At 68.2% G+C, this 17988-nt stretch carries 3 protein-coding genes; 2 read left to right on the top strand and 1 reads right to left on the bottom strand.

Translation table 11 applies throughout. The features are described from left to right. Positions 1-4 precede the first annotated feature (4 nt). On the top strand, positions 5-15952 hold the full coding sequence (locus tag PMI12_RS16725) for a hypothetical protein (protein ID WP_007834721.1): 15948 nt from the start codon (positions 5-7) through the stop codon (positions 15950-15952). Here the strand turns inward: PMI12_RS16725 and PMI12_RS16730 are convergent. Beyond that, complete coding sequence (locus tag PMI12_RS16730) at positions 15935-16855, bottom strand: LysR substrate-binding domain-containing protein (RefSeq protein WP_007834722.1); 921 nt, start codon at positions 16853-16855, stop codon at positions 15935-15937. The two genes, PMI12_RS16725 and PMI12_RS16730, sit on opposite strands and share 18 nt — an antisense overlap. A 152-nt stretch (positions 16856-17007) precedes the next feature. Between PMI12_RS16730 and PMI12_RS16735 the strand changes: the two genes are divergently transcribed. Next, entirely contained in the window at positions 17008-17988 is a 981-nt protein-coding gene (locus PMI12_RS16735; RefSeq protein ID WP_007834724.1) for a Bug family tripartite tricarboxylate transporter substrate binding protein, read from the top strand.

Genomic DNA, 17988 nt, shown 5'->3' on the forward strand with positions numbered 1-17988 from the left:
CCCCATGGTTCTGATAGCGGATGGTGGCGGCAGCGTACGCGTGCCGGTGAACGTTCCCAACCCTGTGAGCCAGGCACGCCAGCCCGCGAGCTCGGCCGAGTCGGATGCCGCGGCGCGTGCACGGGAGCTGCAGCGCCAGCTCGAGGCGCTGCTCGAGAAGCTGCGCGAGGCGCAGCGCCAGGCCGAGGAGGCGCGCAAGCGCGCCATCGAGGCGGAGCGCAAGGCCCAGGAGGCCAAGGCCCATGCCCAGGCCATGGAGGCGCAGGCCCAAAAATCCAAGGACCTGGCCGATGCCAACAAGGCCAGGAAGGCGCAGCAGGATGGCAAGCTCGAGGACGCCCGCGCCAAGAGCGCGAGCGCCGAGGCGAACCTGAAGGACAAGGACGTCGACCTGCTGAGCGCCCAGGTCACGCAGAAACGCGAAGAGAAGAAGAGCCCCGAGGCCAAGGCCTCCGCGCCCACGGACAAGAAGGTGCAGGACGCCCAGGCCGACCGCAACGAGGCGCAGAAGACCCGCGACCTCTCCAATCTCTATCTCGAATCGCAGGAGAAGGAGAGCAAGGCGCAGGACGCGGAAGCCAAGGTGGTAGAGCTCACGCCCGCGGCGAGCCGCCCGCAGGTCACCATCACCGACAAGGAGCGCACCGCGCTCACCGATGCGCAGACGAATGCGGCCACGCTGCGGGGCGAAGCCGATACCGCGACGAAGAAGTTCACCGATGCCGTCGGTGCCGAGGCGCAGACGGAGTTCTACGGCAGTCCGCCCACGCCGCCGTCTCCGCTGAAACCGCTGCCGCCGGAGCAGACAGCGCAGATCGGCACGGACCCCCTGCATTCGCCGCTACTCCAGTTGCTGCAGGTGCAATCGCGTCCGTCGCTGACCGCGAACGGCGGCCTGCCGCTCGCGCCGCTGTCGTTGACCGCGCAGAACAGCCCTCTGCAGGCGCCGACCACCTTCCCTTCGACGCTGAATGCGCCGTCGAACAGCCTGTTCCAGCCCAAAACGACCGCGGTGACGCCGGAGGTCACGAAGACGCTGTCTTCCATCGCCGACGGCAAGACCGTCGACCAGATCGCGAAGGACCGCAACATCGGCGTGGAGAAGGTGATCGCGGAGGCCAACGCGGCGGGCATCAGGATCGAGACGAGCCAGCCCAGCACCGACGTGCAGGTCACCACCGTCAAGAAGGGCGATGCATCGCTTGCCTATACCAACGACTACCACAGCGGCTCCCTTTCGGTGGACGGCTCGTTTGCCGACGCGAAGGCGCCGGGCGGGCGCAAGACCTTCCAGACCACGCAGGACGGCAACGGGCTGCTGAGCCAGACGGTGAAGGACGAGAAGACGGGCAACAACGTCACGCACACCATCGACGTCAAGGCCGGCACGCGCACCGACACCGTCGTCGGCGCGGACGGCAGGCGCACCGAGACCACGACACCCCTGACCGGCGCGCCGGTGCTGCGCCCGGTGGGCGAGTACGAGGACTACGCTGACGTGGCCGAGGCGGCGGGCCTGAAGCCGGAGCAGTTGCTGGCGCTGAACCCCACGGTCGACTACGGCAAGCCGCTGGAGACCGGGCAGCAGATGGTGGTGGCCGGCGTGCCGACCACCGTCAAGACCTACGGCGCGGACGGCACGATCTTCGAGGAGACCATCGCGAGCAACGGCGCGCGGCATGCGGTGGCCACCGACGCGAGCGGCCACCGCAACGTGCTGATGGGCGAGCCCGACGCGAAGACGGGTCAGGGCGAAGAGGCCCGCAAGGCGATCTTCGACGACAAGAAGCCCATCGCCGAAGTGGCCAAGAGTCTGAACCTCTCCGAAGACAAGCTGCTCGAATTGCTGCCGCCCGGCACCGTCGACGTGACGAAGGCCAGCGCGGCCAACAGCGGCATCCAGACGCGCACGCTCTACGACCCGACCACCAACCGCACCGTGGTCGAGTCCTACGATGCGCGGCGCGACCACACCTCGCGGCAGGTCATCGACGAGAAGACGGTCTTCAAGGTGCAGGGCTACGACGACAACGGCAAGCCCGCCATCGTCGAGATTCCCGGCGGCGCCGGCTATGCGCAGCAGCGGGCCGACCAGAAGCTCGGCACCGTGGGCGACTACAACAAGCAGATCGGCGAGCTCGACAAGGTCCTGCGCGATGCCAGGCACATGGGCGACGTCCTGCCGGACGTGCAGGAGCAGCGCCGCCAGCTGGTGGCTCAGCGCGATGCCGCGCAGGGCGAGGCCGACATCGCGCAGGGCAAGGCCACCTCCGTGCTCACCAAGTACAAGCAGACGGTGATCGACAAGAACACCGCCATCGCCTACAAGTGGGTCACGGTGGCGCGGCCAGGCAGCAAGGAGCAGGCGGAGGCGCTTGCGAATCTCTCCGACATGCTCGAGCGCTCGGACAAGATCGACCGGCTGGTGGTGGCGGCCGACAAGGACGTCGACCTCATCAAGGCCGGCGTCGACAAGGACAAGGCGCACGACGCCAACCTGAAGGCCAATCAGGACCTGCAGGCCGAATTCGAGAAATGGAAGCGTACCTGGCGCTGGAGCGGCCTCGACGAGAAGGAGATCCAGAAGCGCGAAGCCCAGGGCCAGCGGCCCGTCGGGCCGATGTACCGCAACGCCGAGGAAGAGAACGAGGCGGCGTGGAAGGCATTCAAGCAGACGCAGGAGTTTCTGGACGAGAGCCGCGGCAAGAACATGACGAACGGCGAACTGCCGCACCGCGATGCCTGGCTGCGCCGGAACCAGGCGAGCGACGCTGAGCAGCAGGCCAACCTGCGCTACGACAACGCCGCCATCGCCAAGGGCGCGGCCGATGCCCACGCGATCCAGGGCGATGTCGATCGGCTGAAGGCGAAGAAGAACGATTGGTTCAAGGCCAACCCGACGGCGTTCTCCGAATCCTTCGAGCAGCAGGAGCAGCTCGACAAGCTCACCGACCAGCTCGCAAAGAAGAAGATCGGCGTGTTGCAGGACGGCGAGCACAAGAAATACACCGAGCACCTGCTCGACGCGTCGGCGGCCGACCGCGAAGAACCCGAGTCGCTCAAGAAGCTGCAGGACGAGTACAACAACGACAACCAGGAGTCTGCGGAAAAGGTCGACCAGCAGATCAAGGACCTGGGACTGGCGCGCACGCGCGAGCAGACGAAGGCCGCCGAGGACTTCATCAAGCAGTGGCCGGGGCGAAACCCCGAGCTGCAGAAACAGCTCGCGGCATACGAAGTGACCTCGGCCACGACCAGCGTGCGCGCCGCCGAGCGCCGCGTCGAGGAGAAGAACGAATTCCTGGCGTCGTCCGAGCAGGGGCGGTATCTGCTGAAGGCGCAGGACATCGCGTCCAAGGCCAGGGGCGAGTGGACGCAGCTGAGCTCGGACGACGTGTCGCGGCTGCAGAAGGACCATGACGGCATCAAGAAGGGGCAGGAGGGCCACACCTGGCTGCGCGACATCTTCGACGATTCCGCCGACGAGGCGCTCGACTACACGAAGAAGCAGCTCGAAGGCGTGAAGAAGCTCAAGGACCAGTTGGCCTCGGGTGAAATCTCTCTCACCGAATACTCGCAGAAGGAAGACGCGCTCATGGATGCCTACGGCCTCAAGGCCGTCGACATCGCCCACGAGCAGCGCGAGAACGACGAGACCTGGAGCGTGGTGGACGAGGCCGCGCGCATGGGCGTGTCGGCACTCGCCGGCATCGTCACCACCGTCGCCACTGGCGGCAACGTGGCGGCGGGCTTCGCGGTGGGTCTGGCCGTCAGCGAGCTCTGGGACACCACGGGCGACGTCGTGGCCGCGGCGCAGGGCCGCAACATCTACGCCGACGGCCACAGCTCGCTGCTGACCCTGGGCTACAAGGTGCGCAACGGCGATGCCACCTGGGACGACGTGAAGTTCACGCTGAAGGACGAGGCAGTCGACATCGCATCCGCGGCCCTCACGCCCACCGGCGTGGGCGCGGGCATGCGCACCAGCGCCGCGCTGACTGCCAGGCTCGCGGCCAAGGAGGGCGCGCAGCTCGGCGCCAACACCACGCTGAAGATCGGCAACCGCATGGCGATCGGCGCGCGCGCCGGCCTGACCTCGCAGGCCGTGGACGGCGCCGGCCGCGTGGGCATCGAGACCATGCACGTCGGCCTGGACGGCCAGCTCGGCACGCAGGAGGGCGAGAAGCGCATCACGTCGACCTTGGCCAGCTCGGCGACGGGCTTGTTGACCGCGCCGGTCACCGGGGGACTCTCGGGCGTGCTGCCCCTGCCCAACAGCCTGGCCGGTGTCGCCGGGAAGGTGAAGTTCGGCGGCGCGGTGGCCGTGCAGTTCGGTAACGACCTCAGCGGAAGCTATGGCACCGGCCAACTGATCTCGCTGGTCAACAACGGCCGGTCCATGAACGAAGGCGAGCGCACGGCAGCCTGGATCCAGGCCTTCCCGGGTACGGTGAGCAACATCGGCCTGCATCCGTACATGGCGCGCAAGCTGGCAGCGCAGCAGGCACAACAGGGCCATGCGCAGAACGCGGGCAATCCTGCGAACGCAGCCAATGCGGCCAATGCAGCGAACGCAGGAACCCCCGCAGCGCCCGGCGTGCCCGTGGTCCCGGCGGTCGCCGGCCACCCGCAGGCGCATGTGCCGCAGAACCCCGGCGACGTCACGGGCACCGTCCCGCGCCCCGTCAACGTCAGGACGGACAACCTCCCGGGTCTTGCCGGGCACGACATCGACAACCTCGTGGTGGTGAATGCGACCTCCCATGACCTGTCGACGGGCCTCGACACCCACACCCGCGCGGCCGAAGCGCTCGCACCCGGCGGCGTGGTCGAGTTCCGGGTGGCGCTGGACACGCAGAAGGTCGTTGCCTCGTCCGGCGACCCGAAGGCGCCCGGCAGCGGCACCAAGGTCAAGGCCAGCGACAAGAGCAGCTCGGATGAAGGTGGCGTGACCCGCAAGGGCGACGAGGACGCGCAGCAGCTCAAGGAGCACCAGGATGCGCAGGACAACGCCATCCGCGTGCGGCTGCGCGGCGTGGGCCTGGACAACATCAAGATCACCCGCAACCCGAACCCCGGTTCGAAGGAGCCCGAGATCATCGTGCAGGCGAGCAAGCCGGAGTTGGCGCGCGGGCCGGACAGCGTCTTCGCGAAGCCGGCCTACGACGGCTACGACCAGCGCCAGTCCTACCTCACCGGCGACGAGATGGTGGCGATCTACGGCTCGGGTACGCGGCTCGACCCGCGCGCGCTGGAGACGGCGCGCAATGAAGCGCGCGCCGCCCGGCGCGACATGCGCCTCGGCGTGACGGCGCGCAGCCGGTTGAACGTCGGCGAGGTCGAACCCTGGCTCGCTTCGCCGACGGTGCAGTCGGTGAGCACCGGTATCGGCACGCGCACCAACCTCCGCGCGATTGCGCGGGGCGCCTACGACAGCTTCCAGCTGCGCTCGATGGATCCGCTGAAGAATGCGCTGGGCAAGGAGCTGTCGGTCGCGGTGCGGCCCGACGAGTACCGGCGCACCAGCATGCTGCAGTGGGGCCTGCTGCCGTTCTCGCGCGACACCATCTTCACCGTCTTCGCCAAGGACCTGATCAATATCGCGAAGAAGGAGATGTTCGCTGGGGGAACGCCGGGCTACGGCGTCAACATCCGGTCGGCCAAGATTGTCGGCCCCGCCGCCGACGGCTCGGGCCAGGTGGTCGAGGTCACGCTCAGCGTGAAGCTGGACGGCGAGCACATCAAGCTGTCCGAGGGCGAGAAGGACTTCCTTGGCGGTCAGGCCCACAACACGCCGGGCGACCACGTGAAGGTGCCGAGCAGCCTGATGTTCGACCGCGTGATCGAAGACCGCCGGTTCGCCCCGTTCATTCCGGCGCTGAAGAAGGCGACGGGCTACAACGGCGTCTTCTCGGCGTCGGTGGAGCGGCGCTGGCAGATGTTGCTGAAGGATGTAATTGGCGAGGGCGACATCGTGCCCGCGCGCTTCTTCGAGCAGTTCCAGAAGACCTTTGCCGATGCCAAGTACAAGATGCAGGTCGTGGTGCCCCACGCCGATACCGCGCGGCTGCACGACCCCACGGCCATCGACGTGCGCGATTTCGTCGCCAGGCCCGACGTGGCCGGCCTCAAGGACCTGGTCGCGAAGGGCCATGTGGACCCCGAAAAGGCGCTGGTCTTCGTGCCCGAACGCGGCGGCAACCACCACCGCACCGCGGTGCCGGGCAAGCCGTTGCAGAACGAACTGGTCGACCTGACCGGCAAGCCGCGGCGCGTGCCCCACGAGTCGACCAGCAACGTCTGGGTGATCTTTGCCGACAACAAGCTGGAGCGCGGCTTCCAGCGCGGGGTCTACCGGGTCAAGGACTTTGCCTACAAGATGCTGCCCGAATCGGCGCAGCGCTCGCAGCCTTCGCCGCACCACGTGGCGGGCCGCGGCAACCTGATCGACGGGATGACGGGTGGCAAGGGCCGGCCCGATTCCGACGGATCGCTGCGGCTCACCGCGGTGTTTCCGGTGCCGAAGATCTTTCACGCGGGCCTGCTGGCCAGTAGCGTGGAGTTCCGCGTGCAGGTGGGCGTGGAGGCGAACGGCGTTTCCAGATCGGTGGCAAAGGGCGGCTCCAGCAGCGTCAGGGTCTCATCGGACGGCACGGCCGCCGTGGACGTGCCGAACTGGGTCCCGCGCGTGCTCGAGCAATCGCTGACGGGATCGACGCCGCTCGTTCCGACGGGCGGCGCGAAGCAGCTGGGCAAGTTCTTCGACGACTTGCAGGCCCACCTCGACCCCTCGCAGCGCGCCACTGTGGCGGCGCTGCGCGAGAAGCACATGGGTGGCGACAATCCGGCGATCGGCGATGCGAAGTTCCTGCGCGCCGACGTGGCACAGGACATCGTGGACGTGCTGACGGGCCTGCAGCCCGGCAATGGGCGCAAGCCCCAGGCGCTGGTGGCGGGGCAGCGGCCCGACGAGGCATTGCCCGTGGCGCCCGCCGCCGCGACGCGTCCCTCGGGGCTGCGCCGCGCGGACCTGAACTACGTCGACGGCGAGGTCACGGTCAAGGGCCAGCCGGTGCGGGCCAGCGACATCGAGCTCGCCGTGCCGTCCGACAGCATCCTGATCATCGCCAACAGGGCCAACCCGCCGAGCGCCGAGCGCATTGCGGCGGATGTGCGCGCCGCGGGCCACCCTGAAGGCAAGGACGTGGTGATCTACCTTTGCGACGCGGGCACGCCGGTGCGGCCCGATGCGCCGGTGCCCGCATCGCTGGCGCGCGAGGTGAGCAACAGGCTCGGCGCGCGCGTGCATGCGGTGGATGGCGAGGTGGTGCTGGGCGAGCAGGTCGTGCTCGGGGGCGATGCCGTCACCCAACGGCCGAACCTGCCGCTGACCGATATCTCCCAGAACGGGCAGAACGCACCGCACCGGGCGACCGATGCCAGCTTCGATGCGCAGAAGCGCTTCTGGCTGGAGCCGGGCGGCCGCACGCAGGAAGCCGATGCACCGTTCTCGTCCGAAGTGCTCGGCAAGGGCGCATGGGTGGGCGACGAGACCATCGACCCGCTGCACCTGGGCATCGAGGACCGCGTGGTCGACATGCACCCGATGACCGCGGAGAACGCGCAGGACGTGTTCCCGCTGCTCGCCAAGGAACTGGGCGTCAGCCCCGAGTACAACGCGCTCGGCGCGCAGGGCATGATCGGCAAGTGGCTCGGCGAGATCGCCGCCGGCACGCGCTACGCCCGCGTGATCTACCCGGCAGCCGGCTCGACGCCGGCATCCGATGCGCCGATCGGCGTGATCTCGGTCCACAAGGAAGCGTTGATCGGCGACAGCTACCGCAACACCTTGCCCGCGGCGCTCTACCGCGGCAGCAAGCCCGCGGGAGAGACCGGCAAGCAGGCGCTGCAGGCCCGCGGCGAAGTCTGGCAGTTCTCGACCTACCTCGGTTCGAACAAGAACCGCTATCCGGGCGGCGTGATCAACAAGGCCGCGCGCATGCAGTTCATGAGCGACGTGATGCGGCAGGAGGCGGCCAAGGGCGCGCCGGTGGAGGCGTTCTACTCGCGCGTCAGCGGTGGCGCGCCGTTCATCACCGGCTCGGATGGCGTCACGGTCGCACTCGATGGCCACAAGTTCAACGTGGCGAGCGCTTTCAGCCAGGAGTCGCAGACCGTCGGCCGCGGGCCGATCGCCGTCGGCTACGAGGACAGCTCGCCGTTCAAGACCGAGACCTACCCGGACGGCGAACCGGCGCGCCACATCTACATCTACGAGACCGATGCGAGCCTCTACGGGCCCGAAGGCAAGGGCACGCTCAAGTGGCGCGGCAAGATCGAGCAGGCCTTCGACGGCGTGCCGGGCTCGCGCAGCCTGCTTGCTCCGACGCGGCGAGCGGACCTGAACTACCTCGAAGGCGAAGCGACGGTGGACGGCCGCCCGGTGCCGGCGCGCGACATCGAACTGGCGGTGCCGCCCGGCAGCATCCTGGTGATGGCCGAGCGCGGCAACCCGCCGAGCGCCGAGCGCATCGCGGCGGACCTTCGCGCGGCCGGGCACCCGGAGGGCAAGGACGTGGTGCTCTACCTCTGCGAAGGCGGCACGCCCGCGCGGGCCGATGCGCCGGTGCCCGAATCGCTGGCTCGCGAGCTGAGCAACAAGCTGGGTGCGCGCGTGCATGCGGTGGACGGCGACATCGTGCTGGGCGCCAGGAATACGGTCGAGGGCGCGCCGGTGGTGCAACGGCCGAACCTGCCGCTCACGGACGTCTCGCAGAACGCGCCGCACTCGGTGACCGATGCGGACTTCGATGCGCAGCAGCGCTTCTGGCTCGAGCCGGGCGGCCGTACGCAGGAGGCCGAAGGGCCGTTCTCGCAGAAGGTGCTCGACAAGGGGGCGACGGTGGGCGACAAGTCCATCGATCCGCTGCATCTGGGCATCGAGGACCGCGCGGTGGAGCTTGTGCCGTTCGATGCGCAGCACGCGCGCGACGTGTTGCCGTACCTGACGCACGAACTGCGCTTCAGCCCCGAATTCACGAAGCTGGGGGCGGAGGAAATGGCGAAGAAGTGGACGGCGGAAGTCCAGGACGGCAGCCGGATCGCCTACGTCATCTACCCCGCGCCCGGTTCGAACCTGGCGCGCCGGCCGCTGGGCATCATCTCCGTGCACAGGGGGCCGCTGGTCAGCGACAGCTTCATCGGCATCCGCCCCGCCGACACCTACCCGGGCGCGAAGCCGGCGGGCGAACTGAGCCGCGAGGCGCTGGGTGATCTCGGCCAGGTCTGGCAGTTCTCGACCTACCTCAGCAGGGCTCGGACTTCTTCCAAGTCCGCCTTCCCGGGCGGCGTGGTCAATACGGCGGCCAAGAAGCAGCTGATGGCGGCGGCCGTGGAGGAACTGGCGAGCAAGGGCGAGCACATCGACGCCTTCTATGCGGCCGTGCACGCCGGCGCGCCCGAGGACGTGCCCGAATTGGGGTGGCCCAAGGATGCCAACGTACCGAGCCTGAAGAGCCAGGAGCGGATGTCCGGCGAAGGGCCCATCACGGTGGTGCACCAGGCGGGTCCGCCAAGAACCGGAGATCTCGCGGGGGAAGCCCCGCCGACCCGCTACATCGCCATCTTCAAGACCCCGGTGAGCCGCTACGCGGAGGGCGGCGCGGGGACGGCGGAGTACCGCTCGCTGCTCGACAGCCGCATCGCGGGCGACGAACGTCCGCAGCGCTGGCTCGGGCCGGAAGAATGGCAGGTTCAGCCGCTCGCCCATCGCCGTGCCGACCTGAACTATCTGGAGGGCGACGCAACCGTCGATGGCCGTCCGGTGCCGGCGCGCGACATCGAGGTCGCGGTGCCCGAAAAGGCTTTCGTCGTGATGGCCGACGAGGCGAACGTGCCGAGTCCGGAGCGCATCGCCGCCGACATGCGGGCGGCGGGCTACCCGGAGGGGCAGGACGTCGCGCTCTACATCTGCCGCGCCGGCAAGCTCGTCGATCCCCAGGCGGTGGTGCCCCAGTCGCTCGCGCTGCACCTCGGCGAAAAGCTCGGTGCACGCGTGCACGCGATGGGGGGAACCATCAAGCTGGGCGAGAAGATCGAGCTTGGCGAAGGCGACTTCGTCACGGCCAGGCCGCAACTCCCGCTGATGGACGTCTCGACCGGGCGCGCGCATGCCGGCGAGAACTTCGACACGCAGCAGCGCTTCTGGCTCGCGCCCAACGGCCGCGGCGAGCACGTCGACGCGCCGCTCGGCGCCGATGTGCGCAACATGGGCGCGCGGGTCGGCGAGGGCAACTGGATCGATCCGTTCGTACTGGGCATCGAGGAACGGGTGGTGCGGCTGGAGCAGTTCAGCGACCGCAATGCACCCGCGGTGCTCGCTTCCCTGACGAAGCAGCTGGCCGTCAGCCCCGACTTCAACAACCTCGGGCCCGAAGGCATGGCGCGCAAGTGGCAGCAGGAAATGGCGGACGGCACCCGCATGGCCTACGTCGTCTATCCGGCCGAAGGCTCGCCGCTGGGCCAGAAGCCACTCGGCATCATCGCGCTCCACCGCGAGGCGCTGGTCGACGGCAAGTACGTGAAGACGCTGCCCGCGTCGTACTACCGCGCCGGCAAGTTCCAGGCCGGCGAGGTGTCGCGCGAAGACCTGGTCGCACGCGGCGACGTCTGGCAGTTTTCGACCTACCTCAACGCCGATGCGAAGCAGGTGCCGGGCACCAACAAGGCCGGCAAGATGCTGACCATCGAGGAGGCGGCGGCCGAAGGCAAGCGGCGAGGAGAAGAAGTGCTGGCCTTCTATGCACGCGTGCACGGCGGCGGACCGCTCGTGCTGATGGAGCCGCACGTCAACGCCAACATCCCGAGCCTGTTCGGGCAGGAGTCGATGGCGCGGCGCGGTCCCATCGCCGTGGGCCTGGAACAGGGTTCGCCGGTGACGGGCGGCGCCGACCGCTACGTGCTGATCTTCGAGACCGACCGCGGCCTCTACCTGCCCGATGGCGCGGGCCGGGCGAAGTGGACGGCCGACATCCAGAAGCTGATCGACACGCATCCCGACCCGGACTCGTGGCTCGGTGCGGCACAGGACACGGGGGCGTCCGGCCCGGTGGTGAGCAAGGTCGCGAGCCGGTCCGCGAACCCGAGCCAGGAGCGAAGCGCGCCAGCCGTCGATCCGGACAGCGTCGCCCGCGAGACATATGACGCCCTGGCGCGCGACTTGGGCCTGACCGATGCGCAAGCGGACGCCATGCGCGGCTGGACACTGGTGCATCGCGACACGGTGACCGGTTTCTACGATGCGCGGTTGTCGGGCCTGAAGGCCGACACCGTCTCGCGCACGCAGGCGCGTGTCGCCGAGAGCGGCGAGGACGCGCACTATGTGTCGGCCCACATGGCCAACCTGGGTGGGCTGAACGCGGCGATGAACAACGTCGCCGACGCAGCCAACGTGCATATCCGCGGCATCACCGACATCCTCGCCGCCCAGCTGGAAGCGACTGGCGGCACGGTGGTGCCGATGCGCACCGGCGGCAAGGAGCTCGGCGTGGTGGTCATGGGCATCGACGAACCCACGCTCGCCAGCGCGGTCGATGCGACGCAGCGGCAGGTTGGGCAGTACGCTCGGGACCACGACCTGGCAGACATTCCGCATCCCAAACACGCGGAGGAAACCGGGGTCGGCCTGCGCATCGGGTATACATCGGTGTCGAAAGACAAAACCCTGGACCACATATTTACCGAGGCCGATCAAGGCGTTCGCAGGAGCAATCAGCATGTCACAACAGACACGGGACGAGCGGCTGGGGTTGACCGGCCTGAATCCGGAGCAGCGCAGGCAACGCCTGCAGCAACTGCAGCAGCAGGTCGACGAGGAGCGCCTGCGGGCGAAGACGGCGCTGGACGCTCGGCGCGCGGCGCGCCGGAGCCAGGCGGCCCCGAAGTCCTGACGCCGAGTCATCCCACGCGCTTTGCGAGCGGCTCGCACGAACACGCGTCCATCGATCCGGACGTGGTCAGGAAGCAGAGCTTTACCGCCGCGGCCCGTGACGCGGGACTCAACACCGAGCAGCTCACCGGCCTGCTGCACTACGGAATTTCACCCAAGGACAGCGTCACGGGCTTCTACGACGCGCGCCAGTCCGGCGCGAAAACCGATACGGTACGTCGGATGCAGGACCTGGTGGACGACTCGGACGACAACGGCTTCTACGTGTCCGCCGACGTTGCCAACCTGGGCGGCCTCAACCACGCGATGGGCGTCGACGAGCGCGCCAACGTGCATTTCAAGGCCATGGCGACGCTGCTCGCCGACGAGTTGTCGAACACCGGCGCCACCGTCATTCCGCTGCGCACCGGCGGCGACGAACTGGCTGCGGCGGTCGTAGGCCAGGTCGACGAGGCGGGCCTGCGTGTCGCACTCGACGCAGCCGGACGACGCATTGCGGACTACGCCGAAGCACACGGGTTGGCGGACATCCCGCACCTCAAGCGCAAGGGCGAAAAAGGCGTCGGCATGCACATGGGCTATGCCGAGACCTCACCCGGCAGAACGCTGGATGGCATCTTCACCGAGGCGGACATGGGAGTGGATGCGAGCAAGAACGCGGCGCGGCCCCTCAGCATCGACTGGGAAGGTGCGCAGCCCGTCACGCTGAGGGATGGTCAAGGAAACCCGGTTTCGGCGCATCGATTGATGGTCGTGGAGCCTGACGGCACACGGCGGCCCATGACCGGCGCGGAGGTCGTCGCCAGGATGGGCCCCGAAATTCTGGGGGAAGGCGTTTCCGGCAAGGTCTACCCCTTCGGCGATGGAATGGTGATCAAGGTCTTCCGCACCGAGGCCGAAGAGTATGGGAGTACTCAGGATCGCGCCGACGGAGACTTCACGCATCTGTACGAGGAGCTGCCCGACGGCGCGACGATCGACGACGGGATGCCATGGGCGCACGTTGAAAAAAATGCATTGCAGGAACTGGGTGACCACGCCGGCGCGGAGAACGTGGTCGATGTCGCAGGCCCCTACCTCGTCGGTGACCGCCTGGTGCTGCTCATGCCTCGGTATGCACACAGCAGCGACGCACTTGTCATTGATCAGGCGACGCGGACCTTCACGGGCGAAGACAGCAAACTTCTCAACGAGCGCACGGCACGGAGCGCGGCATCCATCACGGACAGCCTGAGGCTCGCCGACAGGTATCCGTCGGATTCTCAGTTCCTGACTCACCCCAATGGCTCGGTGATCCTGCACGATCCCGATGGCGTGGTCAGCGGGTCCATGGCGCGAAAAGACCACGAGTACGAGGCGATCAGGTTGGCGCGTACCGGCCGTAAAAATGCGGCCCAACGTCCGGCGCCGGACACGCCCGGTGCAGGCAAGGTGCAGTTCGTGCTCGGGCTTTCGCCCGAGCAGGTGAGCAGCGCAGGCGGACTGGAGGTGGCCGGTCCTTCGCGCACGCCGGCGGCCGAGTTGCACGACACGGTGGCAGCTGCCAAATGGGCGGCCATTGAACCCTTGCCCGGACCTCACCGCAGGGAAGGCGAGCAACCGTTGCACGTCTACACCGTGGAGCGCGACAACGTGCGCGTCACTGCCGACGGTGCGCGCACGATTCCGCTGGAGGCGATCATTTCCGGCCGCCAGGTCGACGAGTTCGGCAGGTTCGTCCCCGACGGGGCTGTGCGTTTCCGCGCTGCACGACCCGAAATCGATCTGGAGAACGGTCAGCCTGTCGTCGTGAAGACGAGCGGCGGCAAACAACTGTCGATCACCCGATTGGCCATGGTCGAGCCCGATGGCACGCGGCGACCGATGACGGGTGCCGAGGTCGTCGCCAGGATGGGCGCGCAGATCGGCGTGGGCGGGAATGGCACCGTGTACGAATTCGGTGCTGGCCAGGCGATCAAGATCCTGCGCACCGAGAGCGATATCCGAGACGGCCGTTTCAGCATGGCTCTGGACGAGTTGCAGGTCGATCTGCCGGACGGTGCGACGATCAACAGTTCCATGGAGCGGGCGGTCGAGGAGGTGGCGGCCTTGCGGAAACTGACCGACGGAGCGGGCGAGGAGAACGTGCTCGCCGTCAAGGGACCTTTCCTGGTGGGCAACCGCCTCGTCACGGTGATGCCTCGCTACGAGGAGTCGAGCACGACGTTGAGGGTTGTCACTGCCACCCGCACGTACACGGGCCCAGGCGCCGAGCTTCTCAACGAACGCACGGCGACGGGGGTTGCGGCGATCTCGGACGGGCTCCACCGCGCCGGGCAGGATCCATGGGATCCGCAGTTCCTGTTCGACTCGAAGGGCCGGCCGGTTCTGCACGACCCTGCCGGGGTCCACGAAGGGCTGCCTCCTTCCGACTTCTTCAACAACGTCGCCACGCGGATGGCGCGCACCGGCCGGCAAAACGCCGCGCTTCGCCCGGCCCCCGAAACTGCGGACAAGGCATTGTTCGCGCTGGGCCCGGCGCCTGACGAAGTGGGCCGGATGGGCGGGTTGAAGTTGCCTGCCGGCTCCAGCGAAACACCGACCGGCCTGTATCCCACGGTGGCTGCGGCCAAATGGGCGGCCATGCGCGATGTGCCGCCGTCCGATGGCAACGCGCAGATGCAGAGGCCGCACATCTACACCGTGGACGGTCCGAAGGCGCAGGCGGTGCTGGCGAACACCAGGCCCGCACCGGACGGTACGCGAACCCTTCCCGCCGACGCCCTCATCGCGGCACGCACGGTGGACGGCTTCGGTAGGTTCGAAGGGCCGGCTGCGATGCGTCTGGGCGTGCCGCTCGATGTTGACTGGGAGGGCCGGACCGTAATGATGACGGATGCGCACAGCGGACGTGAGATACCCGTGCGTCGGCTGATGGTTCGCGATGCCGACGGAACGAGCCGACCGATGACGGGCGTGGAGGCGAGCGGGCTGATGGGGCCCGAGGCGCTCGGGTCTGGCGCGGCCGGCACCGTCTACCCGTTCGGAACAAACCGGGTGGTGAAGGTTTTCCATCCACTCGACGAGGCGGGCAACCCGCTGACCACCGATGCGACAAGCCTGCTTCTGGAGGATATTCCGGACGGCGCCGGCGTAGACGGTGCGCTGACCCTGGCGCACGAGGAAGCGGGGGCCCTCTCGACACTCGCCGGCGCCGCAGGCTCCGGGAACGTGCTCGACGTCAAAGGACCGTACCTGATCGGCAGTCGCCCAGTGCTCTTCATGGATGCGTACTCGGCATCGACCAATTCGTTGCACGTGGACTACCCCACCCGAACCTTCAAGGGCCAGGAGGCCGTCATCCTCAATGAACGGACCGCGATGCAGGCCGGCGCGGTGGCGGACAGCCTGAAGAGCGCCCGGGCGCATCCCTGGGATCCCGAGTTCCTGGCCGCGCACTCGGGGGACGTTGTGCTGAGCGACCCTGGCGGTCCGGCCGGACTCAGCGCAACCAGTTCGATGCCGACGGACCTGTTCAAGGAAGTGATTGCCAGGCTCGTTCGCACGGGGCGGAAAAACGCCGCGGAGCGCGAGGCGCCAAACACGCCTGCGACAGGGCGTGTGCAGTTCGCACTCGGACCCGAGCCCGAGGCGGTGCGTCGCGCAGGCGGACTCGAGAGCGATCGATACGACACGGTGGCGCAGGCCAAGTGGGCTGCAATCAAGGATCTGCCCGAACCGGTCCGAGGTTCCAGGGTCGTGCCGCCGCACCTCTATACGGTCGAGGGCGGGGGCGAGGGAACGGTGCCTCTCAGCGCGGTCATCGCAGCGCGCGCGCTGGACCGTTGGGGTGGCTTCGTTCCGGGCGACGTCGAGCGGTTCGGGCCTGCGGACGGCGCATCGGCCGCCACGCGGAAGATGCCCAGAGGGGTGATGAACCTGTTCGACCTTGGCGCTGCGTCCAGGGTGAATCCGCTGGACAGGCCGAGCGGCGGTGCGCCGGGAGGATCAGGGCAGGGGGTGTGAAGCGGCACCAGCCGCCTGCCCCAGCACCCAGTCCCTGAACACCCGCATGCCCCGCGTCTCGCGCCGCCCCTTCGGCGCGCAGACGTAGTAGCCGCGCGGCGTCAGCGCGGCGCGGTCGATCGGGATCGCGATGCGTCCGGCGGCGAGCTCGTCCTCGATCAGGCAGCGCTGCACCACCGCGAGGCCGAGGCCCGAGATCACGCCCTGCACCAGCATCACGACCTGATCGAAATCGGCCGCGGGGCGCGGGTTCGCATCGGGCATGCCCTGCGTTGCGAACCACAGGCGCCAGTTGTCGGGGTAGTTGGTGTGGAACAGCAGCGGACGCTGCTGCAGATCCTGCGGCATGCGCAAGGCGAGGCGGCCGCGCAGGTCTTCGGGGCGGCAGATCGGCACGATTTCGCGGCCCACGAGGTAGTCGGACTCGATGCTCGCCGGATGCCACGGCACCTCGCCGGTTCGCACGCGGATCCAGCCGTCGATGTCGGGGGTGTCCAACGGATCGTCGCGGCGGTACGGCGCGAACGATATCGCCACTTCGGGGTGCAGCGCGCGGAAGTCGGGCAGCCGCGGGATCAGCCACTTGGTGGCCAACGTCGGCGGCACCGACAGGCGCAAGGCGTGCGAACCGCTCTCGGCGCCGACGGCTTCGGCTGCGGACTCGAGCTGTTGCAGCGCCGGTGCCACGCTGTCGAGATAGGCGCGGCCCGCATCGGTCAGCGTGCTGAGCCGGCCATGGCGCGTCAGCAGACGCATGCTCAAGTGCTCTTCGAGTCGCGCCACCGCGCGGCTCACGGCGCCTTGCGTGACGCACAACTCGTCGGCCGCTTTCGAGAAGCTCCCCAGGCGTGCGGTGCTGGCAAAGGCATGCAATTCGTGCAGCGACGGTGAACGGATGCGCATGGGTGGAGTGGGGGTGGCCAGCTATGCGCACTGGTCATAGCAGGCGGCGCAATTGTCACCCCAAACATCAGGGGTGCTTCACATAATCGCCGCACTTCAGGGCACCTGCGATGTGTGTTGTCCATCCCGATATTTCTTTCGACTTAATAACGATGAACAAGCGCCGAGACCTCCTGCTGGCCGTCACCGCCGTCGCCTTCGGGCTGCCACTCTCGGCCGTCGATGCGCACGCTGCTTCCTTCCCTGACAAGCCGGTCAAGCTGATCGTGCCGTTCCCGCCGGGCGGCTCGACCGACCTCATCGCGCGGCTGCTCGCCGAGAAGATGTCGGCGATCCTCGGGCAGCAGGTGGTGGTGGACAACCGCGCGGGCGCGGGCGGCGCCATCGGCATCTCGGCGGTCGCGCGGGCCGAGCCCGACGGCTACACCATCGGCATGGCCACGGTGAGTACGCATGGCGCGAACCCGGCCGTCTACACCAAGCTGCCGTACGACCCGGTGAAGGACTTCCAGCCGATCACCAACGTGATGTCGGTGCCCAGCGTGTTCGTCGTGAGCCCCAAGCTCCCGGTGAAGACGATGCAGGAATTCATCGCGCTGGCCAAGTCGCAGCCCGGCAAGCTCACCTTCGCATCGCCGGGCAACGGCTCGCTCGGGCACGTCAACGTCGAGCAGTTCATGGACCTTGCGGGCATCAAGCTCACACACGTCCCGTACAAGGGCGCAGGACAGGCGGCCACCGACGCATTGGCGGGCACGGTCGACGCCATGACCGACAACCTGCCGTCGTCGCTGCCGCACATCAAGGCGGGCAGGCTGCGCGCGCTGGCGGTACTTTCGCCGCAGCGCTCGCCCTTGCTGCCCGACGTGCCGACCTACCGCGAGCTCGGCTTCGAGGCAATGAGCGAAGGCGGCTGGTTCGGCCTGGTCGCTCCGGCCGGCACGCCGGCTCCGGTGATCGAGAAGCTCATGGTCACCGCGCACCAGGCCATGCAGGACCCGGCGTTCAAGCAGCGCACGATCGACATCTCGGGCGTGCCCATGGCCAACACGCCGGCCCAGTTCGCGCAGCAGATCCGCGAGACGATGGACAAGTACGCGCGCATCGCCAAGGTGGCGAACATCAAGCTGTGA

This window comes from Variovorax sp. CF313 (assembly GCF_000282635.1).
In the GTDB taxonomy this organism is placed as follows: domain Bacteria; phylum Pseudomonadota; class Gammaproteobacteria; order Burkholderiales; family Burkholderiaceae_C; genus Variovorax.

What these genes read in the sequence shown, in the direction of transcription:
- PMI12_RS16725 (WP_007834721.1), top strand. Translation starts at nt 5, where the DNA reads ATGGTTCTGATAGCGGATGGTGGCGGCAGCGTACGCGTGCCGGTGAAC.
- PMI12_RS16730 (WP_007834722.1), bottom strand. Translation starts at nt 16,855, where the DNA reads ATGCGCATCCGTTCACCGTCGCTGCACGAATTGCATGCCTTTGCCAGC.
- PMI12_RS16735 (WP_007834724.1), top strand. Translation starts at nt 17,008, where the DNA reads ATGAACAAGCGCCGAGACCTCCTGCTGGCCGTCACCGCCGTCGCCTTC.